Source organism: Halorussus marinus, assembly GCF_004521895.1.
Lineage (GTDB): Archaea > Halobacteriota > Halobacteria > Halobacteriales > Haladaptataceae > Halorussus > Halorussus marinus.
In genome coordinates this window covers 275923-299863 of record NZ_SBIR01000004.1, presented here as the reverse complement: position 1 = coordinate 299863, position 23941 = coordinate 275923, and the positions used below count along the sequence as shown (strand labels likewise).

At 68.8% G+C, this 23941-nt stretch carries 18 protein-coding genes; 9 read left to right on the top strand and 9 right to left on the bottom strand.

The genetic code is table 11. From position 1 onward, the window contains the following. The first annotated feature begins 60 nt into the window (after window positions 1–60). The 3 genes from EPL04_RS19500 to EPL04_RS07265 all read left to right on the top strand — a co-directional run bounded on the left by EPL04_RS19500 (window position 61) and on the right by EPL04_RS07265 (window position 8154). Window positions 61–6372, top strand: coding sequence for an FG-GAP repeat protein (locus EPL04_RS19500; protein ID WP_209019588.1), 6312 nt, complete (start codon window positions 61–63; stop codon window positions 6370–6372). Between the two features lie 320 nt (window positions 6373–6692). Next, window positions 6693–7106 carry a DUF5805 domain-containing protein gene (locus tag EPL04_RS07270; RefSeq protein ID WP_134670668.1) on the top strand — a complete coding sequence of 138 codons (414 nt, stop codon included), beginning with the start codon at window positions 6693–6695 and terminating at the stop codon, window positions 7104–7106. Next, window positions 7096–8154, top strand: coding sequence for a tyrosine-type recombinase/integrase (locus EPL04_RS07265; RefSeq protein WP_134670667.1), 1059 nt, complete (start codon window positions 7096–7098; stop codon window positions 8152–8154). Before EPL04_RS07270 ends, EPL04_RS07265 begins: the two co-directional genes overlap by 11 nt. Window positions 8155–8279: 125 nt before the next feature. On the opposite strand, the gene EPL04_RS07260 is transcribed toward EPL04_RS07265, so the two are convergent. Beyond that, complete coding sequence (locus EPL04_RS07260) at window positions 8280–8897, bottom strand: class I SAM-dependent methyltransferase (RefSeq protein WP_134670666.1); 618 nt, start codon at window positions 8895–8897, stop codon at window positions 8280–8282. Window positions 8898–9100: 203 nt separating this feature from the next. Here EPL04_RS07260 and EPL04_RS07255 point away from each other — a divergent pair, with 203 nt between their 5' ends. Beyond that, a complete protein-coding gene (locus EPL04_RS07255) occupies window positions 9101–9814 on the top strand; it encodes a dolichyl-phosphate hexose transferase (RefSeq protein ID WP_134670665.1) in 714 nt (237 codons plus the stop codon). Window positions 9815–9882: 68 nt separating this feature from the next. Here EPL04_RS07255 and EPL04_RS07250 read toward each other — a convergent pair whose 3' ends face one another. From EPL04_RS07250 to EPL04_RS07225, 6 genes are read right to left on the bottom strand one after another with little or no spacing between them, the layout of a single operon-like run. Beyond that, entirely contained in the window at window positions 9883–10362 is a 480-nt protein-coding gene (locus tag EPL04_RS07250) for an NUDIX hydrolase (protein WP_134670664.1), read from the bottom strand. Beyond that, on the bottom strand, window positions 10359–12527 hold the full coding sequence (locus EPL04_RS07245; protein ID WP_134670663.1) for an ArnT family glycosyltransferase: 2169 nt from the start codon (window positions 12525–12527) through the stop codon (window positions 10359–10361). Before EPL04_RS07245 ends, EPL04_RS07250 begins: the two co-directional genes overlap by 4 nt. Continuing rightward, window positions 12524–13714: an ABC transporter ATP-binding protein gene (locus tag EPL04_RS07240; RefSeq protein ID WP_134670662.1), complete on the bottom strand. Its 1191-nt coding sequence runs from the start codon at window positions 13712–13714 to the stop codon at window positions 12524–12526. Before EPL04_RS07240 ends, EPL04_RS07245 begins: the two co-directional genes overlap by 4 nt. Then, on the bottom strand, window positions 13707–15314 hold the full coding sequence (locus EPL04_RS07235) for an ABC transporter permease (protein ID WP_394345872.1): 1608 nt from the start codon (window positions 15312–15314) through the stop codon (window positions 13707–13709). Before EPL04_RS07235 ends, EPL04_RS07240 begins: the two co-directional genes overlap by 8 nt. Window positions 15315–15360: 46 nt before the next feature. Further along, window positions 15361–16521 (bottom strand): extracellular solute-binding protein, encoded by a 1161-nt coding sequence (locus EPL04_RS07230; RefSeq protein ID WP_134670660.1) that lies wholly within the window; start codon window positions 16519–16521, stop codon window positions 15361–15363. A 52-nt stretch (window positions 16522–16573) separates the two neighbouring features. Beyond that, window positions 16574–17737 (bottom strand): alpha-1 4-glucan-protein synthase, encoded by a 1164-nt coding sequence (locus EPL04_RS07225; RefSeq protein ID WP_134670659.1) that lies wholly within the window; start codon window positions 17735–17737, stop codon window positions 16574–16576. Window positions 17738–17850: 113 nt separating this feature from the next. Here EPL04_RS07225 and EPL04_RS07220 point away from each other — a divergent pair, with 113 nt between their 5' ends. The 4 genes from EPL04_RS07220 (at window position 17851) to EPL04_RS07205 (ending at window position 21463) form a co-directional block, all read left to right on the top strand. Continuing rightward, window positions 17851–18033: a hypothetical protein gene (locus EPL04_RS07220; RefSeq protein WP_134670658.1), complete on the top strand. Its 183-nt coding sequence runs from the start codon at window positions 17851–17853 to the stop codon at window positions 18031–18033. A gap of 44 nt (window positions 18034–18077) precedes the next feature. Beyond that, window positions 18078–19715, top strand: coding sequence for an acyl-CoA synthetase (locus tag EPL04_RS07215; RefSeq protein ID WP_134670657.1), 1638 nt, complete (start codon window positions 18078–18080; stop codon window positions 19713–19715). Between the two features lie 44 nt (window positions 19716–19759). After that, window positions 19760–20893: an N-methyl-L-tryptophan oxidase gene (gene solA, locus EPL04_RS07210; protein ID WP_134670656.1), complete on the top strand. Its 1134-nt coding sequence runs from the start codon at window positions 19760–19762 to the stop codon at window positions 20891–20893. A 69-nt stretch (window positions 20894–20962) separates the two neighbouring features. Next, the gene (locus EPL04_RS07205; RefSeq protein WP_209019587.1) at window positions 20963–21463 is read left to right on the top strand and encodes a hypothetical protein; all 501 of its coding nucleotides are present in this window, start codon (window positions 20963–20965) and stop codon (window positions 21461–21463) included. Here the strand turns inward: EPL04_RS07205 and yciH are convergent. After that, window positions 21395–21700 carry a translation initiation factor gene (yciH, locus tag EPL04_RS07200; RefSeq protein ID WP_134670655.1) on the bottom strand — a complete coding sequence of 102 codons (306 nt, stop codon included), beginning with the start codon at window positions 21698–21700 and terminating at the stop codon, window positions 21395–21397. The genes EPL04_RS07205 and yciH overlap by 69 nt on opposite strands. 149 nt (window positions 21701–21849) lie before the next feature. Here yciH and EPL04_RS07195 point away from each other — a divergent pair, with 149 nt between their 5' ends. Continuing rightward, entirely contained in the window at window positions 21850–23502 is a 1653-nt protein-coding gene (locus EPL04_RS07195) for an aldehyde ferredoxin oxidoreductase family protein (RefSeq protein ID WP_134670684.1), read from the top strand. A gap of 42 nt (window positions 23503–23544) precedes the next feature. Here EPL04_RS07195 and EPL04_RS07190 read toward each other — a convergent pair whose 3' ends face one another. Next, window positions 23545–23892 carry a MoaD/ThiS family protein gene (locus tag EPL04_RS07190; RefSeq protein ID WP_134670654.1) on the bottom strand — a complete coding sequence of 116 codons (348 nt, stop codon included), beginning with the start codon at window positions 23890–23892 and terminating at the stop codon, window positions 23545–23547. Between the last annotated feature and the right edge of the window lie 49 nt (window positions 23893–23941).

Below are 23941 nucleotides of genomic sequence, written 5' to 3'. Positions count from 1 at the left end.
CGTCGGGAAACGCCCGGATAACAAAGACGCGAGCTCTCGTCACCCACGTCGATTGCCTAAATGTCCGGAGGGACTTCGTCGGCGGGAACCGACCGAACCGACACGGCCACCCAGCTCAAGACCGGTATCGTCGCCTGGTGTATCGTCGCCAGCAGCATGCTCTACGGCGTGGGCGTCGTCGGCGCCCAGTCGCCCCCAGAGGTCGAGGGCGACGTGATAGCGCCCGAGACGCCGGGGCCGCCGGACGCGACTGCCGACTCGCTCCCGAGCGCGTCACCCGGGTCGTCGGCCGCCGCCGACTCCGACGGATCCGGCCCCGACGCGGCCGCTCCGGAACCGAACGCGCGCGGTGCGAGCCCGGCGGCCGCGAGCGGGCCGAGCGACGCCGGTTCGGCGAACGCCTCGACGACGTCGACTACCTCAGGGCGTGTCGGACCGTGCGCTCGGATCCCGCGCGGTCCGGTGGGCGACGTGCCGCTCGCGGCCGCCGACACCATCGCCGGCGCGGCGAGCAACGACCGGGCGGGGTGGGACACCGCGGTCGGCGACGTGAACGGCGACGGCTACGACGACCTCCTCGTCGGCGCGCCGACCAACGACTCCGGGGGGACCGACTCGGGCGGCGCGTTCCTGTTCTACGGCCCGACGAATCGCAGCGACCTCTCGCTCGCCGACGCGGACGTCACCTTCGAGGCCGAATCGCCCGGCGACTACGCCGGGTTCGCCGTCGAGATCGGCGACATGAACGACGACGGCCGCGCCGACATCGCCGTCGGCGCGCCGCTGACCAACACGAACGGCTACGCGTCGGGCACTACCTACGTGGTGTACGGCGGCGGCCTCCCCGAGGAGGTCCGACTCAAGTTCGCCGACGCCGCCTTCGCCGGCGACGAGGGCGACCGCGCGGGTTGGTCGCTCGCGACCGCCGAGAACGTCACCAACGGGACCCGGGGCCTGCTGATCGGCGCGCCCCAGCACGACGGCAGTGCCCGCGACGCCGGTGCCGCCCACCTCGTCCACATGCCCCGCACGGGCGGGTTCAATCTGTCCCGGGCCAACGCGACCTACCTCGGTGAGGCCGAAGGCGACCTCGCCGGAAGCGCGGTCGCGGTCGCCGACGCCGACAACGACAGCGTCAGCGACGTGCTGATCGGCGCGCCCGGCAACGACTCTGTCGCGCCCGACGCCGGCGCCGCGTACCTGAAACACGGGCCGCAGTTCAACGGCACGTCGCTGTTGGTGAACGCGCCCGTGAAGTTCCGCGGTCCCGACGCGCAGGCCCAGGCGGGCTTCTCCGTGGCCGACGCCGGCGATCTCGACGGCGACGGCCGCGACGAACTCGCGGTCGGCGCGCCGTTCGCCGACAGGGGCGGCCCTGAGACCGGCGCCGCCTACGTCGCCGGCGAGGGGAACCGCTCGCGGATCGTGAACCTCTCGACCGAGGTCCACGCCGCCCTGCCCGGGGCCGGCTCCGGGGACGCCGCCGGCTGGGACGTGGCCGGCGCGGGCGACGTGAACGGCGACGGTTACGACGACCTCCTCGTCGGCGCGCCGTACAACAACAGCACCGTCGGCACCACCGGCGCGGGCTACCTGCTGTACGGCTCCCAGATCGCGTCCCGACACCCTCTCTCGGGAGCCCACACCAAGCTCCGGGGCAACGAGACCGGCGACCTCGCCGGCTACGCGGTGGCGTCGGGTGCCTTCGACAACGACTCGGAGACGGACGTGTTCGTCGGCGCGCCGTACGCGAACGCGACCGACCGAACCGACGCGGGCGCCGTCTACGCGGTCGCCGGCGGCTGTCCGCGCGCCGAGACGACCGCCGACGAGACCGCGACCGAAACCACGACGCCGCCCGAACCCGCCACCGAGGAGCCGACCGCGATGACCGAGCGCCCGACGGCGACGCCCGGCGAACTGTTCCGGGTTCGGACGTCGTTCGACTGCACCGACGTCACGGTCGCCGCGAGCCAGTTCACCCGGGTGGTGCTGACGTTCGAGGACGGGACGACCCAGACGTTTTCGAGCATCTACAGCGGAACGCGGCGGTTCTCCGGAACCGGGCGCAACGCCGGAAAGCTCGTGACCTCGGTGAAGGTGTTCAACGGCCCGCGGACGTTCGCACTCCGGACCAACGACGTCAGCGACTGCGAGACGCCGACCGAGACGCCGGAACCGCCGTTCTCCCCGAAGGTGTTCTTCCCGAACTGCGAGGACGCCGTCGTGGACGCGAACCGGTTCGAGTCGGTCACGGTCGTGTTCGGGGACGGCGACCGCCAGAACTTCTACGGGCCGTTCACCGACCGGGGACGGTTCAGCGGGACGGGCGCCAACCGGGGCGAGGTGATCAAGCGCGTGATCGTCCGGAGCGCCGACGGCGAGCACGTCACTCGGACCAACCCGAGCTTCGAGGCCTGCCGCGAGCCCGAGACGACCACCACGACCGAGACCACCACGACCACGACGACCGCCGAACCCACGCCGGTGCCGTTCGAGCCGACGTTCGACTTCGCGTGTACTCAGGCCGCGGTGGACGCCCACGAGTACGACGCCGTGACGCTGGCGTTCGAGGACGGCGACCGCCAGACGTTCCGCGGTCCGTTCACCGATCGCGGCGTGTTCTTCGGAACCGACGCGAACCGCAACGAGCTCATCGAGCGCGTGATCGTCCACAGCGACGGCGAGCGGGTGACCCGCCAGAACCCCAACTTCGAGGAGTGTCGGGACCGCGAGACGACCACCACCACGACGACCTCGACGATCGAACCGCCGACCCAGACCACCACCGAGACGACGACCACCACCACGACGACCGAACCGCGGTCCACGCCCGACGTGACGGCGTCGAACCCCTCGTGCGAGCGGCTCCGACTCCAGAACCCCTCCCGGGAACGGGTCACCGTCACGGTCATCGAGGAGTCGGGGGTGACAGCCGTCGTGACGCTCGATCCCGGGCAGGTCGAGACCTTCGGGATCGACCCCGGCGAGTACCGACTCGAGGCGAAGGCCGGCGGGCTCGTCGAGCCCACCCGGCCGGCCACGGTGAACGGGAACGACATCGAGACGATCGGGGTCGAGGCGTGCCCGACGCCGACCACGACCGAAACTCCCACAACTACGACCACCACGACCGAGACTACTACTACGCCAACCACGACCACGACCGAGACAACCACGACCACGACCGAGACAACCACGACCACGACCGAGACAACCACGACCACGACCGAGACAACCACGACCACGACCGAGACCACTACGACTACGACTGAAACGACTACGACCGAGACGACGACCACCACGACGGAGGGGCCGCCGAGCGCGGAGCCGATCCCGATCGGCGAGGAGATCAACGCCACGCTGGCGGCGGACGAACCGGTCGATCGGTACACGTTCGAGGTCGAGGCGGGGCAGGCAATTCGCGTGTTCGCCATGGACACCGCGAACCCGAGCCTCAACTACACACTCTACGGGCCCGACGGGGAGGCGCTCGTCACCGAGGACATAAACTACAAGATCTACGATACGCAGGGCGTACTGGCCGAGGAGGGCGGCGAGTACACGATCGAAGTGCGGCGCAACTACGGCGACGGGGCGGGCCCGTACACGATGCGCGTAGACATCCGGGACCCCGACGACGTAGAGCCGTTCGAGAACGCCCCGAACGGCGACCGAGCGTCGGCCCTGCCCGTCGGCGAACCGCCGGTCGACCTGACCGGCGTCGCCGCCGTCGACGAAGAGGACTGGTACGCGGTGAACCTCTCGGCGGGCGAGCGTCTGAACGCGACGGCAACGTTCACCGACTACACCGAAAGCGCCGGGGAGCGGCTGGCGGTCGGGATTTACGACGGGGAGGGCGACGCCATCGGAGAACTCGGCAAGAGGGACGCCCAAATAATCGTCGGGGGGTATACGATCGTCGAGCGGTTCGGGACCCAACGGGCCGTCACCGACCGCAACGGCACCTACTACGTGCGCGTCTATTCGCCCGAAAACGGGTCGGTCGGCGGGTTCGCCGAGTACAACCTGACGCTCAGATCGACAGACGTCGGGGCCGACGACACGACGGCGGAGACGACCACGACAACCGAAACGGAAACGTCGCCGACCGCCACTACTACCGAACCGACCCCGACGACGACCGACACGACTGAAGCGACAACGACCGAGGCGACAACCGAAACGACGACTGAGACGACGGCCGAGACCACCACGGCGACGACTGAAGCGACAACCGGGGCCACCACGACGGAAACAACAACCACCGAGACGACGAATACCGCACCGGTGGAGGTAGCGTTCGCGTCGTGCGAACGCGTGCGAGTGACCGGCAACCAGCAGTTCCAGCAGGTCAGGCTGACGTTCGCCGACGACACGTCACAAACGTTCGGCGGGCCGTTCCCGGGGGAAGGGACGTTCTTCGGGACCGACGAAAACGATGGCAAGGTCGTCGAGGAGGTCGCCGTCCGGCAGGACGGCGAGAGCTACAGCGTCGGGAACCCGTCGCTGGAGAGTTGTCTCGGCACGACGGCGGCCTCCCCGACGACTACGACGACGGAGACCGCTACGCGGACGGTAACCGAAGAAATTACCACGACGACAAGCACGACCGCGACGACTGACACGACACCAACGGCCACCGAGACGCTCACTACGGAGATCGCCTACGAGCCGGTCATCACCGCGGAGAGTCCTCAGTGCGGAGAGCTAGAACTGCGCGGGTCGGACCGGACTGACCGGTCCGCGACCGTGGCGGTCACCGGCCCCGGCGGCGACGTTCAGACGGTCGAGATCAACCCAGGCGAACAGGTGGCGCTCAGAGACCTCGCGCCCGGCGAGTACCGGATCGAAGTCCGGACCACGCTCGCCACGGTCAACGGGGGCGAACAGGCAACCGTCACCGTCGATGAGTGTCCCGCGACCCCGACCGAGACGGAGGGCGATGGTGCCGGCGTACAGGACACCGACACCACTACCGCGACAGCGACGCCCACCACGACGCCGACACCGACGACGGAGACGGCAACGACGACAACAGCAACGCCAACTACGACGACACCGACACCCACGATAACCACAACGACAGCGACGACAACGACACCAACACCCACGACAACAACGACGACAACCACTACGACTACAGCAACAACAACGACGACGACCACGACAACAACAACGACGACGACCACGACGACGACAGCGACGCCGACCACCACGACGGCCCCGGTCGACAGCGACGGTGACGGGCTGTCGAACGCCAAAGAGCAAGAGATCGGTACCGATCCCAACGCGGCGGACACGGACGGAGACGGGCTCGACGACGGCCGGGAAGCCGACGAGCTACAGACCGACCCGACGAACCCAGACACGGACGGTGACGGTCTGAACGACGGTCAGGAGATCGAACGCGGGACCGACCCGACCAGCTCCGACACGGACGGTGACGGGCTCACCGACGGGCGCGAGGTGAACGAACTCGGCACCGATCCGACGAGCGCTGACTCGGACGGTGACGGTCTGAACGACGGCCAAGAAGTCGAACGCGGAACTGACCCGACGAACCCAGACACGGACGGTGACGGCGTTCAGGACGGACGTGAAGTCAACGAGCTCGGCACCGATCCGACCGCAGCCGATACAGATAGCGACGGGCTCCCGGATCCGCGAGAACTAGAGGTGGGGACCGACCCGACGAACCCGGACACCGACGGCGACGGCCTGCAAGACGGACGGGAAGTCAACGAACTCGGCACCGATCCCACGGTAGCCGACACTGACGGCGACGACGTCCCGGACGGCGAGGACCCGGAGCCGACCGATCCGAGCGTCCCCGCCGAGGAGACGACGACGACGCCGGCGGCTGACGCGGAGATTCCACCGCCGCAAGTGCAACCGGCGGTCGTACGGGAGGTGGCGACGTGCCGCGACCGCGGGCTCGAACCGGCGCTCACGCTCACCGTCGAGGAGGGTGAGTTCACGAACGACACGGCTCGGCGGGTCGCGCCCGGCGAGTTCGAGTTCCAGATCGACGGCTCCACAGAGCGGCTGACGCTCGTCGACGTGTCGGTCAACGAGAGCCAAGCGCCGGTCGCGGTGACGTTCCGTTCGACGGTCCCGGTCGACGCGGTGATCGTCAGTGGCGGGCCCAGATCGGCGGTGTACGAGTTCCGCGAGCCGGTCACCGAGCGGGCTAACGTCTCCGCGCCGCCCCGCGGGGACAGCGACACGGCCCATCGCATCTCGCGGATCCAGTTCTGCTTCGACCCGTCGTCGTTCGAGCAGGTCGCGCCGGTCGATCGGGAGCGCCGGCACGCCGACGCCGAGCGACGCCGACCGAGTGAGACGGCCCTCGTCGATCGTCCGGTCTGAGCCGGCCATCTCCGGCGTCTCGATCGCGAGGGGTATCAGGCATGTGCGCGATCGGTGGGGAGCGTGCTATTGGACTTCTAGGTCTAGGAATTTTGCTCGGTATTAGCGTAGAACGACGTGCGGGGAGATAATTTTGATCTCTCTGTATGGGACTACACGTTCTATTTTGGTTAACTCTCTGCATGGGACTTTAGAGATTTAAATCTCGCCCAGTAGTACTACTATGCCACCACAAATAGTCCCACTTGCGCAAATAAAGTCCCTTATCCAGTTTCGTGGGACAAATTGAAATAGCGGGGGTGAGAGCGCCGACACGAGAGATGAGCGACGACGCCGACACCGATCGGGCGGTCGTAAAGACCTTCGTCCCGACGTATCAGAAAGACGAGTGGAAGCGAGACGCCGAGGAGCTCGATATGAGCCAGAGCGAGTTCGTCAGAACGATGGTACAGGCCGGGAGACGCGACTTCGACCTCGAATCGGACGCCGACGAGTCGGGCGCCCCCGTGGACGGTGCATCTCCGGGGTCAGACCCCAGGGGTCAGGGCCTCGAAACCCGCCTCCTCGATCGGCTGGATTCGGGCGAGCACCTGTCGTGGGATCAACTGGTCGAAGCGCTCGCGGGCGACTTCGAGGATCGACTGGAGGAGACCCTCCAGCGACTCCAGAACGAGAACCGCGTCCAGTACAGCGGTCGGGAGGGCGGGTACACGGTGGTCGACGATGGCGAGTAGCAAGCGCACCGAGGCGACCGACCCCGAGGACCCTGTCGGCTACTTCCTCGAAGACCTCCGGTACCACGGCAAAAGCGAGCGGACCCGCGAGGCCTACGCGCGAGTCCTCCGGGAGTTCGAGTCGTTTCTCGACGATCCGGACCGAAACCCCCGGGGCGAGTCGCTGGCTCCGAGCGGGGCGACCCAGCGCGAGTGCATGGCGTGGGTCCACGGGCTCCGGGGCGACCTCGCCGAGAGCACGGTCGCGACCTACGCCTCGTACCTCCACCGGTTTTACGCGTACATGACACAGGTCGGGGCCTTCGACTCGAATCCGATGGCGCTGGTGGTCGAAGAGATGAACGAGACCATCGACAAGGACCCCACTCGCCGAGAGATCTCGGTCGACCAGATGCGGACGTTCGTCGCGGGAATCTCGCATCCGCTCGAACGCGCGGTGGTCGCGACGCTTCTCAAAACCGGGATGCGGGTCGGCGAACTCTGCAACCTCGACCTACGGGACCTCCGGCTCGCCGGGGCGGCCGACGAGGCGTACGACCTCGGGACCCGGCCCCAACTCGACGGTCGGGGGGACTCGCTGTACGTCGCCGCCGACGTCGGCCGCGGGGAGGTGGTCAACCGCGAGGAGCGGTCGGCCGCCAACAAGCGAAAGCGCGCCACCGTCGTCCCGGTCGACGACGAACTGTCGGCGATCCTGACTCGATGGCTGGCGATCCGACCGGACGCGGTCTCGCCCGCCGACCCGCTTTTCGTCAGCACCAGCCGCGAGTGGGGCCGCCGGCTCACGCCCCAAATGGTTCGCAACGTCGTCGAGACCCACGCCCGCGAGGCCGGGTGGTACCGGACCGGGGGCGGGGCCGAGGAGAACGTGACCCCACACTACTTCCGTCACTTCTTCACGACCCATCTCCGGGACCGGACCGGCGACCGGGGCATCGTGAAGTATCTCCGGGGCGACGTGGCCGACGACATCATCGACACCTACACCCACAACTGGGGCGACCGGGTCCGAGAGGTGTACGAAGCGAACGTCTACTCGCTTCGTTGAGTGTCGACGAAGGATACTGTCGTCTCTAGCCGGTCACGAAACTGATCGCGACACAACGTATAAATTTTATCTGGCTATATCATATTCAGGGGTCGCGTCTGATCCGCGAGCGTCGGCCCGCACGGTCAGAGCGTCCGGAACACGCGGACCGTGTCTCGCTTGCCGGGCTCACAGAGGAGTTGGGCCAGTCCCAGCTCCGAGAACACCTCCTTCCAGTTGCGGTGATAGAGCGGGAAGTCGTCGCGGACGCAACTCACCTCGGCGCCCTCGCGACCGCGTCTGGGGCTGTTGCCCTCGTTTTCGGCCGTGACGAGCAGATCGCCGGTCACTCGCGCGAGGTCTTCGAACACGTCCGTGTTCTCCGGGTGGACGTGCTGGAGGGTCTCGACCGAGTAGACGACGTCGAAGGCGGCGTCGTCGAACGTCGGGAGCAACTCCTCGATCGGCCCGGTGTGAAACTCCCCCGCGTCGGCGACCGCCGGGAAGTACTCGGCCATCACGTCGAACGACTCGTCGTTGATGTCGATCCCGGTGAGGTTCTCGAACCCGTGATCGAGGAGGTGCGCGAGGTGGCGTCCGGAGCTACAGCCGACTTCGAGGATCGCGGCGTCCTCCTCGACGTAGTGGCCCAGCACCGACGCGAGCGTCTCGCTGACTTCGTTCGGTCCGATCTGGGCGTAGTACTCCGGCGAGAACTCCTCGGTGCGATCGGCCCAGTAGCGGTGGTTGTCCTCGGGGTCCATACGCGGTGGTAGTCGACCGGAGAGTAAAGAGGACGCGGAGTCCGCCCGCCGAAGGCCGACGGAGCCGTGCTCTCGGATCGGCGGGTCGGGGTCCGACGGGTCGGTCCGTAGTCGACGGTGGTGTGGGTGCATCTCGATCCGAGCACCCTCGGTTTTGGCGAACCTAAAAATACAAATGCGCGCCCGAACAACCGACCGATAGCATGAACACGGACGCGGCCGGGACCGAGGGCGACGCCGGCGACGACTACACGTTCGACGATCTGAGCGTAGTGATGGGAACCTACAACGAAGAGGCCGCGATCGGATCGGTGCTGGCCGACATCGAGGCGGTCACCGACGGCCGAGCGGAGGTGGTCTGCGTCGACGGATCGAGCGACCGGACGCCCGATATCGCCCGCGAACACGGCGCTCGCGTCGTCCGGCAGGAGCCACAGGGGTACGGAGTCGCGGTCCGGGAGGCACTGCTCGCCGCCGATCGACCCGTGGTCGTGACCACCGACTGCGACGACACGTATCCGATGGAACAGCTCCCCGAGTTCCTCGAAGCCGTCAACGACGGCTACGACGTGGTCAGCGGCGACCGCCTCTACTGGGGTGCCGACGCGATGCCCGATCTGAACCGGTGGGGCAACCACGCGTTCGCCGCGCTCGCGAGCGTTCTGATGGGCGAGCGCGTTCACGACACCACCACGGGCATGCGCGCGTACCGACGGCGCGTCATCGAAGACATCGCGTGGACCGAGAACACCGGGCTCTCGGCCGAACTCCTGATCCGGCCGCTGATGCGGGGTTACGACGTACGGGAGCTCCCCATCGAGTACGACGAGCGGGCGGGCGAGACGAAGCTCGATCCGCTGACCGGCGGCGCGGCGATCGCCAAGTCCGTCCTGAAGGTGTGTCTCGAAGAGCGGTGAGTCCGGACGTCAGTCCCGAACCGGGGCGAACGATCGGTGGTCGCTCGTCGTCCCCGAGGACCGGGCGATCACGGGAAGTGACGCGCCAGTAGCTCGGCGTCCTCACAGCGCGAGGGCACCTCGCCGAACCAATCCGCCTCCCGGATCTCGGTCGCGTCCGCGCCGAGGTCCTCGCCGAGGTCGGGGTCCGCCGCGTGAGCCTCGAAGACGACGAACTGGCCCGAGGTCGAGTCGCCGCCGTGGACGAACGTCGGCTCGACGACTTCGAGGGGTCGCTCGACTGTCACCGAGAGCCCCGTCTCCTCTCGGACCTCCCGGGCCGCGGCCGATCGGAACGGTTCGCCGGGCGCTGGCTTCCCGCCGGGGAGCACCCAGCCGTCGCTCCACCGGTTGCGAACGAGCGCGACCCGGCCCGCGCCGTCGCGGACCAGCGCCCGGACCCACCGATCCGGGCCGGCGGCGACGGTCTCGAACTCGCCGGCGTCGAGTCGGACCGTCCGGGTCGTCGTCGGCACGTCCCAGCGATCCGCGAACGCTTCGCCCGTCACGAGTCGCTCCCGTTCGTCGTCCCGTACAGGCTCGTCTCGACGGTGATCCCCGAGGGCATCGCGTCCTCGACGTACGCCGCCTCGCCGCCGCACCGATCGGCGACCAGACACGCCTCGCGGTACGGCGACAGCGCGAGGACCTCGCCCCCGTCGCTCCGGACCGGCAGTTCGAGCCGATAGGAGAACCCGCCGCCGGTCGCGTCGCTCACGAACACCTGCAAGACCACCTCGTCCGCGCCGGCGACCGGGACCGTGCGCTCGTCGCCGACCGCCGAGACCGCGGGGCCGGCGAGGCCGGCCGACCCGTCGGTCACCCGGAGGTCGACCGAGAGGGTCGCCGGCGTGGCGTTCGTCGCGTAGTAGGCGGTTCCCTCGTCGGTCGAGAGCCGGGCCGACACCCGGTCGGCGCGAGGCGGCAGTCCGAACGAGGCCGCCACCCCGACCGCCTCGCCCCGGGCGGTCCGGACCTCGCGGAGCGTCGGCTCGACCGGATCGCCGTAAGTTGGACTCCACTGGCCGCGATAGGCGTAGCGGTAGTAGGTCCGGTTCGGGTGCGCGTCGGTGACCGCGAAACGCTCGGGCCCGTCGTCGATCGCGTACACCGTCTCGCCGTCGAAGCCGGGATCGTTGCGAAGGTGCTGGAAGGGATGGCCGAGCCAGTCGCCGTACGGCGTCGGGACGAACACGACCGCGTTCGACAGCTCGCGGTCCTCGAACGGCTGGTAGGCCCGCTCGTAGCGGTCGGTGACCTCGGCGTTCGCCGAGAGCGGGGGCGCGGCCGCCGCCCCCGCGGCGCCCGCGAGCACCAGCGCACCGGCGAGCCCGACGGCCGCGAGCGACGCCCGAGGCCGGGCGGTGCGCGCGGCCAGATCGCGGGCCCGACCGAACCCGAGGACGACCGCGTGGGCGCCGAACGCCGCGGTCGGGACGAGGAGGTCGAAGTGGTAGTACGGCCCGAGCATCGAGACGAGCCCGTCGTCGGGGTCGGCGAGATCGCCGAGGATGTTGAAGTTCCCCCAGAAGTAGACGTTGCCCGCGATCACCGAGACGAACAGGCCCGCGAGGACGGCCTGCAACTGGAGGTCGGTGAGCGCCGGCGATCGGTCGGGGTCGGTTCCGGCGTCTTGGCGAGTCGCCTCGGCGCGATCGCTCGCGAGACGGGCCCGGAGCGTCCCGGCGCGGTCGACCGCGCGCAGTCCGAAGGCGCCGAGCCCGACGGCGGCCAGCAGGCCGCCGAGGGGCGCGGCGACGACCCACTCGCCGAACAGCGTCGCGACCACCTTCGCGTTGGCTTCGAGCGCTACCTCGGGGGTGTAGGTCAGCGCGTGCCCGAGGATCCGGCGGTCGCCGAACCCGAGGCCGTCGCGGGGCGCGAACGCCTCGTAGGGAAACAGCCACGCCGAGCCGGTCACGACGGCGTTGTACGCGAGCGCCGTGCCGACCCCCGAGAGGCCGACGAACGCGGTCGGCGCGAGCCGAGCGAGCGCCCTCCGCGCGAGCGCGCGGCCGTGGGCGAGCCCGGCGACCACCGAGTAGCAGGCGTGGGCGATAAACGGCGTCGCGAACAGCACCGCGGTGTAGGGTCGCGCGAAGAACGCGACGCCGACTCCGAGGCCCGCCAGCGCGGCGTAGCCGTAGGTCCGGCGTTTCGCCCCGCTTGCGGCCGCTCGGGCGGCCCGCACGTACGCCACCGCGAACAGCAGGTTCCAGAACGTCGTGGGCGCGTACGGCAGAAAGACCGACGAGTCGACGAGAAAGAGCGGCGAAGCGAGGACGAACGCGCCAGCGAGCAGGCCGGTCGGGCGGTCGAACGCCGCGCTGGCGAGCAGGGTCGCCAACCCGACGATGCCCGCGGCGACCAGCGCCAGCGCGATCCGGTAGCCCCCGAGCAGTTCGCCGACCGCGAACATCGCGGCCGGCACCGGCGAGTACTTCGGGTAGAGCCGGCCGGCGTCTTCGACGAAAAACCACGGTCGGAACGCGTCGGAAACCGGCGGCCGCAAAAAGAGCTCGCCGTCCAGCAACATCGCGGCCTGCTGGAGGTAGACGCCCTCGTCGTGGTTGAGCGTGTGGTACGGAAACAGGTCGGTCGCGAGGACGAACACGACCAGCCCCGAGAGGGCCGCGAGGCCGGTCGAGAGGAGTCGGAACCGACGGCGGTTCATCGGGTGCCGGGGCGCTCGGCGCGGCGCTCGGTCCCCTCGGGGGCCTCCTCGCGGGGCGGATACCACGCCAGCGTGTGGTCGGCGACGAGTTCGACGCCGACCGGCTTGCCGATGTCGAGTTCCGTGACGTGGTTGTGCTGGCAGTGAACCACGTCGCCGTTCCCGAGTTCGACGCGGTAGACGAACGACGGGCCGGTGTACTGGCGGTGGATGATGTGGCCGTCGGCCTCGGACTCGCCGACGACGGTCGCTTCGAGGTCGTCGGGTCGGACCAGCACGTCGAGGTCCGTGCCGACGTACTCCTCCGAGAGGCCGTTGAGCCGCTGGGGTCGGAAGGTGCCGATCGGCGTCTCGATGGTGTCGTCGTCGTACCTCCCCGAGAGGAAGCCGGCCTGCCCGAGGAACGACGCGACGAACCGCGACTCGGGGTGTTCGAAGACGCTCTCCGGGCGGCCGATCTGCTCGACCCGCCCGTCGTCCATCACCGCCACGCGGTCGGAGATCGAGAGCGCCTCCTCCTGGTCGTGGGTGACCGAGACCGCGGTCACGCCGGCCTCCTTGAGGATCGAGCGGACCTCCTCGCGCATCTCGACGCGCAGGCGAACGTCGAGGTTCGAGAACGGCTCGTCGAGCAACAGGATGTCGGGCTCGGGCGCGAGCGAGCGCGCGAGCGCGACCCGCTGGCGCTGGCCGCCCGACAGCTCGTCGGGTGTGGCCTCGCGGTGGGCCGCCAGGTCCACGAGGTCGAGGAGTTCGGTGATCCGCCGGTCTTTCTCGTCGTCGGTCGCGTCGGTTAGCCCGAACGCGACGTTCTCGGCGACGGTCAGATGCGGGAACAGCGCGAAGTCCTGGAAGACCAACCCCACGTCGCGGCGCTCGGGCGGGACGTGCGTCGACCCGTCGGCGACCGTCTCGCCCGCGAGCCGGACCGACCCCGCGTCGGGGCGTTCGAGCCCGGCCATCATCCGCAGGGTGGTGGTCTTCCCACAGCCCGACGGACCCAGCAGGGTGAGCAGTTCGCCCTCGCGGACGGTCAGCGAGAGCGAGTCGACCGCCGTCTCCGGGCCGTACTCCTTGCGGACCCCGTCGAGCCGGAGCACCTCCTCGGCGGTGGGGCGGCCGGTCGCCGTCGGTCGGTCACCGTCGCTACGCGCCGTCTCGCCGTCGTTCGACAGTTCGCTATCCATCTTTCTGACCCTCCTGTCGTACGAGACTGCCGTCCTGTTTGAGGAGGACGAGCATCGAGAGCCCCGAGACCGCGACCAGGACCAGCGCCGGCACGGCGGCCTGTCCGTAGTAGCCTGCGTCCTGCACGCGCCAGATGTAGGTGACCAGGGTTTCAAAACCTGTCGGACGAAGGAGGAGCGTCGCGGGCAGTTCCTTCATGCTCGTCAGGAACACCAGCGCCGCGCCCGCGACCACGCCCGGCGCGATCAGCGGCAGGGTGACCCGACGGAAGGTACGGCCCGGCGACTCGCCGAGGGTCCGTGCGGCCTCGGTGAGCTTCGCGTCGACCTGGAGCACCGACGATCTGGTGGTGCCGACCGCCTGCGGGAGGAATCGGACGACGTAGGCGAACACCAACAGCGGGACGATGCGGTACGGCGTCGGCCCGTACGACGACCCGAAGTAGACGAGCGAGATGCCGAGCACGATGCCCGGAGTGGCGTAGCCGACGTACGTCGCGCGGTCGAACAGCGAGGTGAGCGTCGACCGGTAGCGCGCGGCGAGGTAGGCGACCGGGACCGCGGCGAAGATCGAGACCGCGGCCGCGAGCGCAGAGACGTACGTCGAGTTCCAGCCGTACGTCCACTCGAACGCGAAGCCGCCGCCGGTGTAGCCCGGGCCGCTCCGGACGAGCCACATGAACAGCACGCCAAGCGGCACCGCGAGCGCGAGGGCCGCGACCGCGGTACACAGAAACAGCGCCGGGATCTTCCACGCGCCGAGCGACGTCCGGGTGGTCCGGTTGCCGCCGGCGTAGTTCTCGCCCGCGTCGCCGATCCGGGATTCGAGCGCGACGATCACCGCGGTCACCGCGAGGAGTTCGAGCGACAGCAGGGCGGCGGTGTCGCGACCGAACGTGTTGAACTCGACGTAGATGGCCTGCGTGAACACGCCGTAGTGCATGATCGACGGCGTCCCGAAGTCCGAGAGCGTGTACAGCGCGACCAGTAGCGCGCCCGCCGCGACTCCCGGCGCGATCTGCGGGAGGGTGATGTGGCGGAACGCCGACAGCCGCGAGTGGTTGAGGGTGCGGGCGGCCTCGATCAGCGTCCCGTCGAACGACAGGAGCGCCGAGCGAGTCGTCAGAAACACGTAGGGGTAGACGAACAGCGTGAGTACGAGCGCCGTGCCCGCGAAGCCGTAGATCTGGGGGAGCGACTCGACGCCGAGCGGCGCCAGTACGTCGGCGAGCGCCCCGCGAGGCCCGAACGCCGACACGAACGCGAACGCGCCGATGTAGCTCGGGACGACGAGCGGCAACGAGAGGACGACCGTCCAGAACCGCCGGAACGGCAGATCGGTCTCGACGGTCAGGACCGCCAGCGGGACGCCGAGCAGGACGCAGGCCACCGTGACCGTCGTCACGAGAGCGACGCTGTTGACGAGTATCTCGACCATCGAGGGCCGGGTGAGCGTCTCGATCGACGACTCGACGCCCACCTCGGCGGCCCGGAGCAGGATCCAGAGGATCGGCGAGACCACCGCCACGGCGATGCCGGCGCTCAGCAGGGTGAGCCCGAACGGGAGCGAGTCGTCCTCGGCGGACTCGGCGAACCCCATCCCGGTGCGTTTGGCGAGTCGTTCGAGCCGGTCGAGCACCGTCATCTCAGAGGACGCCGACGTCTCGCATCAGGCGTAGGGTCGGTTCGATGTTCGAGAGCTCGCCGAGGTCGAGTTCGGGCGGATTGAGCTCGTCGATCGACGGCAGACCGCCGACCGGCGGCACGCCCGGAATCATCGGGTACGAGTAGGCCGTGGTCGCGAAGAACTCCTGGGCCTCGACCGAGTGCAGGTGCGCGATGAAGTCGGCCGCGAGCTCCTGTTTGCCCGACCCCTTCATGATCTGGGCGCCGCTGACGTTGATGAGCGACGCCGCGTCGCCGCTCGTGAACGCGAGGTCGATCGGCGCGTCGGGACGGGCCGCCTTCACCCGGAGGACGTAGTAGTGGTTGGCGAACCCGGCCGCGATCTCGCCGTCGGCGATGGCGTTCGAGGTGAGGAACTCGTCGGGGTACTCGGTGACGTTCTGCTCGAGCATTCCCCGAAGCCACTGCTTGGTCTCGTCCTCGCCGTTGAGCTGGCGCATCGCGGTCACGAACGACTGGAACGCGCCGTAGGTGGGCGCCCAGCCCATCGAGCCGGCGAGCGCGTCGGTCTCGGGGAACTCCATCACGTCGTCGGGGATGTCGTCGGCCGAGAGCTCGTCGGTGTTGTACGGGATGCTACGGGCGCGACCGGCCACGCCGACCCACTGGTCGTTCGGGTGGAACGTGTCCGGGACCGGGTCGGTCACGCGCGAGGGCAACTCGGCGGTGATCCCCTGATCGGCGACGTACGCGAGCGACCCCGCGTCGACCGCCCAGAACACGTCGGCCGAGCTTGACCCGCCCTGGGACTCCTCGGCGATGGTGTTGGCGAGCTGGGAGGTGGGTGCGGACCTGACCTTCGGGTCGAAGTCCGGGTAGAGGGCGTCCAGTTGGTCGAGGAGGTCGACGTAGAGGCCGCCCTCTCCGCCGCCCAGATACACGTTCAGCGTCCCCGACAGGTCGGGCAGTTCCTCCATCCGAGTCCCCGAGAGGTCGGGGCGTTCTTCCACGAGCGGCCCCGATCCCTGAAACGACTCGACGTCCGCGCCCGCGTCCGACTGGGTCGTGGCGGTGGTTTCGGTCTCCTGATCCGAACCGCCCGTACAGCCCGCGAGCGCGGTCGCGGCGGCCGCGCTCATCGCCAGAAATCGGCGTCTGTTAGAGGTTCCTCTGTCTGCCATCTCTAGTTAGATTAGGCCAGCCTAAAACCCTTATACCTACTGGTTTCTTTCCTCAGTCGTCCGCGGGCACGCGGGGGGTCTGGAGGGGTTCGAGTTCGTCGAGGGTCGCCAGCCAGTCGAGCATGTATTCGCCGACGTAGTTGAAGAAGGCGCCGTTGTTGTACGCCTCGAAGTCGCCCGTCGCGAGCGCGGTCGCCATCGCCTCGAAGACTCCGGCGTAAGTGTCTCGATCGGCGCCGACGTCGTCGACGACCGCCCAGAGGTGTTCGTTGAGTTCGAGGCCCGGCACCTCGTTGGTGAGATCGTCGAACGTACTCCGGGCGGCCTTGTTGTGCTCGCAGAGCGGGCCGCCGTTGTAGATGCGCTTGCCGAGCACGTCGCAGGCGCGCTTGAGGAACACTCCCGACCAGATGTCGTCGAACCGGCCGACCTCCCACCGGTTGTCGTCCATCGGGAGCTGGTAGAACGCGGGCACGACCTCCCGGCGGAACGCGAGGTTCATCGAGCAGACGGTGAGGTAGTTGCCCCGCGCGGCCACGAAGTCGCCGTCGTAGTCGTCGGCGGTTGTTCGGGTCCGAGCCTGCCCTTGGAGGTCGCCGTCCATCAGAATCCGGACCGCGTCGAGGTCGGGGACGTTGGTCCACAGCCCCTGGGAGGCCACCACGTCCGAGATCTCGGTCGCGTCGGTCGCGACGGTCTCGTCCATCGCCGAGTAGGGGTACCCCCGGGGGTAGAGCCCGTGGTCGTCGTGGTTCTGGTACAGGACGTTGACCCAGTTCTCGTCGGAGGAGACCGTCTCGATCTCGCCCTCGTACGCGAGGTTTCGGAGGTGGCGCCCGAAGAAGTCGGCGTCGTCGTGGGGCAGAGTGTCGTCGTCGATGAAAAAGCCGTACTCGAAGTCGTTGGCCCACAGGTAGAGCAGGCCGAAACTCGTCTCGGCGTGGCTGGCGGCCGGCACGACGTGGTCGTACTCGGCGATCCCTTTCGCCTCGTACCACGCCTCGCGACGCGCGCCGTCGAACACCTCGCCCGAGACGCCCTCTTCGTCGAGCATCGCCCGCATGGCGTCGGTCTCACAGAAGTCTTCGGTCACGAGCACGACGTGGAGCCGATCGAGGTCGAAGCCGTGCTCGCGGGCGTTCTCGAAGTACGCCCGCATGCACTCGTACTCGCGGATCGTCGGCACGATCACGCAGATATCTGGACTCGCGGTCATTCGATACTCCCTATTGGTTTAGGGTGGCCTAAAAAGATATCCATTCGCGCCGGCGCGACGCCCGGTCACCGCCACCCGGAGTTAAGGGCCGTCCCGTCGATACGTCGGGTAAGATGGACCGAGACAAACTGGAGTTTTGGGGCGGTGCCGCGCTCTTGGTGCTCGCGGGCGTGACCCTGTTCGCGCCGCTGATCCTCGCCGCCCGGTACACGCTGGTCCTGCTCGTCGTCGGCGTGCTCGGACTGGCGGCGGGCGCGGTGCTCGTCGGCCTCTCTCGACGCGGGCGCGCGGTGTGACCGCCGGGGGAAGTTTCAAGTAGCGTATCGTTGGTTTTAGGCGTATGTCAGTCGACTACGAGCGCGAACTGGCCGACTTCGAGTGGACGATCCCCGACGACTACACCCTCCCCGCGGTCGTGGCCGACCACGCCGAGGCGTTCGGCGACCGGCTGGCGGTGCGGTACCGCGACGAGGACGGCGGGGAGGCCGAGCGCACGTTCGGGGAGATCGACGCCGACGCGTCGCGGTTCGGGGCCGCGCTCGCCGACCTCGGGGTCGGGAAGGGCGATCGGGTGATGCACCTGTTTCCGCGCCACCCCGACGCGTTCGCGATTCAGGTCGGCGCGCTCGCGCGCGGCGCGTTGCTGGTGCCGTGTTCGGCCATGCTCAAGCCGAAAGACATCGCGTTCCGGGCCAACGACTGCGGGGCCGAGACCGTCGTCGTCCACGAGAGCCTCACCGAGATGGTCGACCCGGTGCTCGACGAGACGCCCGTCGAGCGGGGGATCGTCCTCGACGCCGACGGCGAGCCCGACCGAGAGGACGCTTACGCGTTCTCGGCGCTGATCGAGGGCCGGTCGGCCGACCACGACGGCCCCCGACTGGGCGCCGACGACCCCATGTCGATCAACTACACCAGCGGCACCACCGGCCAGCCGAAGCCGGTGCTCCACCGCCACCGGTGGATTCGGTGCTTCGAGCGGATCAACGGCCGGTACTGGTGGGGCGTCGACCGCGACACCGACTTCGACGACGAACTGCTGTGGGCGACCACCGGCACCGGGTGGGCGAAGTGGTTCTGGAGCCCGGTCGGGGTGGCGCTCGCGACCGGCGCGCCCCAGTTCGTCTACGAGGGCGAGTTCGACGCCGCCACCTACCTCGACCTGCTGGAGTCAGAAGAGGTCACTCGGCTCTGTGCGGTGCCGACCCAGTACCGGATGTTCACCCAGCGCGAGGACCTCGGGGAGTACGACCTCGCGTTGACCGAGGCGGTGTCGGCGGGCGAGCCGCTGAACCGCGAGCCGATCCAATCGTTCGAGGCGGCGTTCGGGGTCACCCCGCGTGACGGCTACGGCCAGACCGAGACGGTCGCGCTGGTCACCAACTACCCCGGCATCGATGTCAAGCCCGGGAGTATGGGCAAGCCAACTCCGGGCGTGGGCGCGACGCTCATCGACACCCAAGACGAGGCGGAGGTCGGGCCGGGCGAGACCGGCGAGATCGCGGTGCCGGTCGACAGCCCCGCCATCTTCGACGGCTACTACGAGAAGCCGGACCTCGACGCCGAGACGTTCCACGGCGACTACTACCGGACCGGCGACCTCGCGCGCCGCGACGAGGACGGCTACTTCTTCTTCGAGGGCCGAGCCGACGACATCATCATCTCGTCGGGCTACCGGATCGGCCCCTTCGAGGTCGAGGACGCGCTCGTGGGCCACGAGGCGGTCGCGGAGGCCGCCGCGGTCGCCAGCCCCCACGACGAGCGGGGCAACGTCGTCAAGACCTACGTCGTCCTCGCGGACGGCTACGACGGCGGCGAGGAGCTGACCGACGAGCTCCAGGGCTACATGAAAGCCGAGACGGCGCCGTACAAGTACCCGCGCCGGATCGAGTACGTCGAGGAACTCCCTAAGACGTCGAGCGGGAAGATCCGTCGGGTGGAACTCCGCGAGCGCGAGCGCGCGAAGTTCGGGGAGTAGCGCCGGCGGGAGTTTCTTCGTGGTGGGCTCCGAACCCGACGGCTATGACCGACCGCTACGACGCGATCGTCGTCGGCGTCGGCGGGATGGGAAGCGCGACGACGTACTGTCTCGCCGAGCGCGGACTCGACGTCCTCGGGCTCGAACGGTACGACATCCCCCACGAGATGGGCTCCTCGCACGGGGTCACCCGGATCATCCGCAAAGCACAGTACGAGGACCCGGCGTACGTCCCGTTAGTAGAGCGCGCCTACGAGCGCTGGCGCGATCTGGAGGACCGGACCGGCCGGGACCTGCTCTGGGTCACCGGCGGCGTCGACGCCGGGCCGCCGGACAGTCGGGTGTTCGCCGGGTCGAAGGCCTCGTGCGAGGCTCACGGCATCGACCACGAGGTGCTCGACGCACGCGAGGTCAACGAGCGGTTCCCGGGGTACGACCTGCCGGCGTCCCACCGCGCGGTGTACCAGCCCGACGGTGGCTTTCTCGTGCCCGAACAGTGCATCGTCGCCCACGTCGAGGCCGCCCAAGCCGAGGGCGCCGAGGTGCGAGCGCGCGAGCCGGTCGCCGATCTCGTCGCGCTCCCCGACGGCGGCGTCCGCGCGACCACGCCGAAAGGCACCTACGAGGCCGACCGCGCGGTCGTGACGGCTGGCGCGTGGGCGCCGAAACTGGTGCCCGAACTGGCGGGGGTCGCGGTGCCAGAGCGACAGGTGCTCGCGTGGCTCCGGCCGACCGCCCCCGAGCGATTCGATCCCGAGAGCTTCCCCGTGTTCGTCCACGCCGACGACGACGGCCACTACTACGGGTTCCCGCGCCACGACGTGCCAGGGTTCAAGTTCGGGAAGTTCAACCACCTCGGCGAGACCGTCGATCCCGACGCGACCGACCGCGAGCCCCGCCCCGAGGACGAGCGACTGCTCCGGGCGTACGCCGAGCGCCACTTCCCCGAGGGCGCCGGCCCGACCATGAAGCTCGCCACCTGCATGTTCACCAACACGCCAGACGAGCACTTCGTCCTCGATCGGCTCCCCGACTGGCCCCAGATCACGGTCGGCGCGGGCTTCTCGGGCCACGGGTTCAAGTTCGCCAGCGCGATCGGCGAGGTGCTCGCGGACCTGTCGGTCGACGGCGAGACTCACCACGACGTCGATCTGTTCGGGCTGGACCGCTTCGAGTGATCGGACGAGCGCCGATCGGTTCAATACGTACCGGGAAAGTTATTTGTCACTCTGCGTCATACTGTCACCGTGTTTGGACGTTTCCCCTACGAGGCGGAACCCGACGGGGCCGTGTTCGGACCCCACCACTTCTATCTGGGCGTTCTGCTGGTGTTGCTGGCGTGCTGGGTCGTCTCGGACGGCGACGACCGCCGGCCATGGTTCGTCGCCGGCCTGTCGGTGTTCGCGGTGTTCTCGTTCGCGCTGACCTGGCCCTACTACCCGGAGTTCGGCGCGTTGTGCGTGCTGGCGGCGCTCGCGCTCGCCACGGTGCCGGCGGTCCTGCGACCGCTCTGGTGGCGGACCGGCCTGACCGTACAGGCCGGGCTCCTCGCGGGCCTGTTCGTCGCGTGGGACGACGCGCTGAGCCACGCCCTCGGCTGGCGGACGCCCCTCGACTCGGTGTGGAACGACCACCTCCACTCGTTCGTCTCGGATCCGCAGGTCCCGCCCGGGATCCGGCTACCCCCCGACCTCGAAGCCCTGCTCGTCGAGCAGGTCCGGCACGCGGTCGGCGTGATCCCCCTGTAGCTCGATCCGGCCGTCGTCGACGGTCCCGCCCGTGGCGAGCTTGCTCTTGAGCTCCGAGGCGAGTTCCTGCAGGTCGACGTTCGACTCGTCGAACCCCTCGACGACGGTGACCGCCTTGCCGTAAGTGCGCTCTTCGGTCCGGACCGACAGTTGTTGTTCGGCCCGGCCCAGATCCTCGTCGATGCCGAGTTCGTCGGGCAGTCCCGAGACGGAACTGATGTCTTCGTCGTCCCCCATGTCCCAAGGGAGACGCCCCACGCGTATCAGCCTTCTCGCGGCGGCCGATCGTTCCGAGGCCTCCGAAATCGACTCCCGGCCGGAACCGAAGCCGGCGATCGGCGATGTTTTCCGTCGGTTTTACGTCACTTCGTGCTATGAGTTCACACATGCTTCGCGCGAAGGGCTCGCTGCTCTCTATCGACCTGACCGCCCGATCGGCGACCACCGAGGAGATCGGCGACGAACTCGCCGCGTTCGTCGGGGGCCGCGGCCTCGCCACCAAACTCGCACACGACCGGACGCCGTTCGACGCCGACCCGCTCGGGCCGGACAACCGGCTGTACTTCACGTCGGGCCCGCTCCAGCAGTCCCGGATGAGCTTCACCGGCCGGATGAACGCCACCGCGGTGTCGCCGCTCACCGACGGCATCCGGTCGACCAACGCCGGCGGCTACCTCTCGCGGAACTTCGTCGAGACGGGCCACCCGGCGGTCGAGATCGTCGGCGAGAGCGACGAACTGCTGGCGGTCCACGTCACCGACGACGGCGTGGAGTTCGAGGAAGTCCCCGAACTCGAGGGCGCGAGCGTCTCGGCGGTCACCGAGTACGTCGAGGGCGTCCGGGACCTCGGGGCCGAGCATCTGGTGACCGCCGGGCCCGCGGGCGAGAACGAGGTCCGGTTCGCCTGCATCATGACCTCCGACACCCGGGCGTTCGGCCGGGGCGGACTCGGCGCGGTGATGGGCGCGAAGGGCGTCAAATGCGTCTCGTTCGACGGCGACTCGGCCCCCGACGTCGAGGTCCCGGACGTCCAGACGGACGTCCACCGCGAGGCCGCCCAGAGCGACGACCTGATGAAACGGCAGGGCACCACCGGGGGCACGGAGTTCATCAACGACGAGTTCTCGCTTCCGACCCGGTACTTCACCGAGTTCTCGTTCGAGCACGTCGAGGACATCGGCGGCGACGCCGTCGAGGAGAAAAAGTACAAGCGGGGTACCTGCTCGCAGTGTGCCTACGGCTGTAAGCTCCCGACCAGAGACGAGGAGACCGGGCTCGAAACCGAGGGCCCGGAGTTCGAGACGGTGATGTCGTTCGGGTCGTGTGCGGGCGTCGGCGACATCGTCGACGTGATGAAATCGAACGACCTCTGTGACGAACTCGGACTCGATACGATCTCGTGTGGCGTGACCGTCTCGGCGTACCTCGCGGCCGAAGACGAGTTCGGCAACGCCGAGTTGGTCCACGAACTCATCGAGAAGATCGCCCGCAGGGAGGGCGTCGGCGACCTGCTCGCCGAGGGGGTCGACCGGGCCCACGAGGAGCTGGGGGTCGAGAACTGGTCGTCGAAGGGGCTGGAGTTCGCGGCCCACGACGGTCGGGCGATAAACGGGCAGGGGCTGAGCTACGCGACCTCCAACAGCGGGGCCGACCACATGTACTCAGAGATCCTCTCGATGGAGTACTCGGGCGAACTCGACCCCGAAGGCCTCGACGGGAAGGCCCCGGTGCTCGTCGAGTCCGAGAACGCCGCGGCGTTCAAAGACAGCGCGATCGCCTGCGCGTTCTCCAGCGACTACGTCACCGACGAGCGCCTCGGAGAGCTGTTCGGCGCCGACCCCGAGGAGCTGTACGCGATCGGCGGCCGGGTCGTCGAACTGGAGCGCCACTTCAACAACGAGCGGGGGTTCGACCGGAGCGACGACGACCTGCCCTACGACCTGCCGGACTTCGAGGCGGCGTTAGACGAGTACTACGCCGAGCGCGGGTGGAACGAGGACGGGACGGTGCCCGATCGGAAGGTCGAAGCCGCCGACTGAGCCGCGAGTGCGCTCGCGAGCTCCGCCCGGACGGCCGCGGACTCACCCGCCGTGGATCGGGGTCGTGAAGCTCACCGAGTCGCCGTCGGCGAGTTCTGTGTCGGCCTTCGCGCGGTCGCCGCCGTTCAACAGCGCGCGCACGCCGGTCCGTATCTCGCCGGACTCGTCGAGTAGCTCGCCGTCGAGTGCCGGCCGGTCGTCGGCGACCCGAGCGACCGCGTCGCGTAGCGTCGCACCCGCCGGGAGCGACACCGCGAGTGACTTCCGGTCGACCGACTCGCGGAACGGCGCGTAGAAGACGAGCTCGACCGAGATCGTCTCGACTGGCTCGCTGGTCGGCGGGCCGTCGCTCGCCGGTGGGTCGTCGGCGTCCTCGTTGGCCGGGGCCATTGGTCGTCTCGACGTTGGGGTCCGGGGCGTCTTATCGTTTTCTCGACGG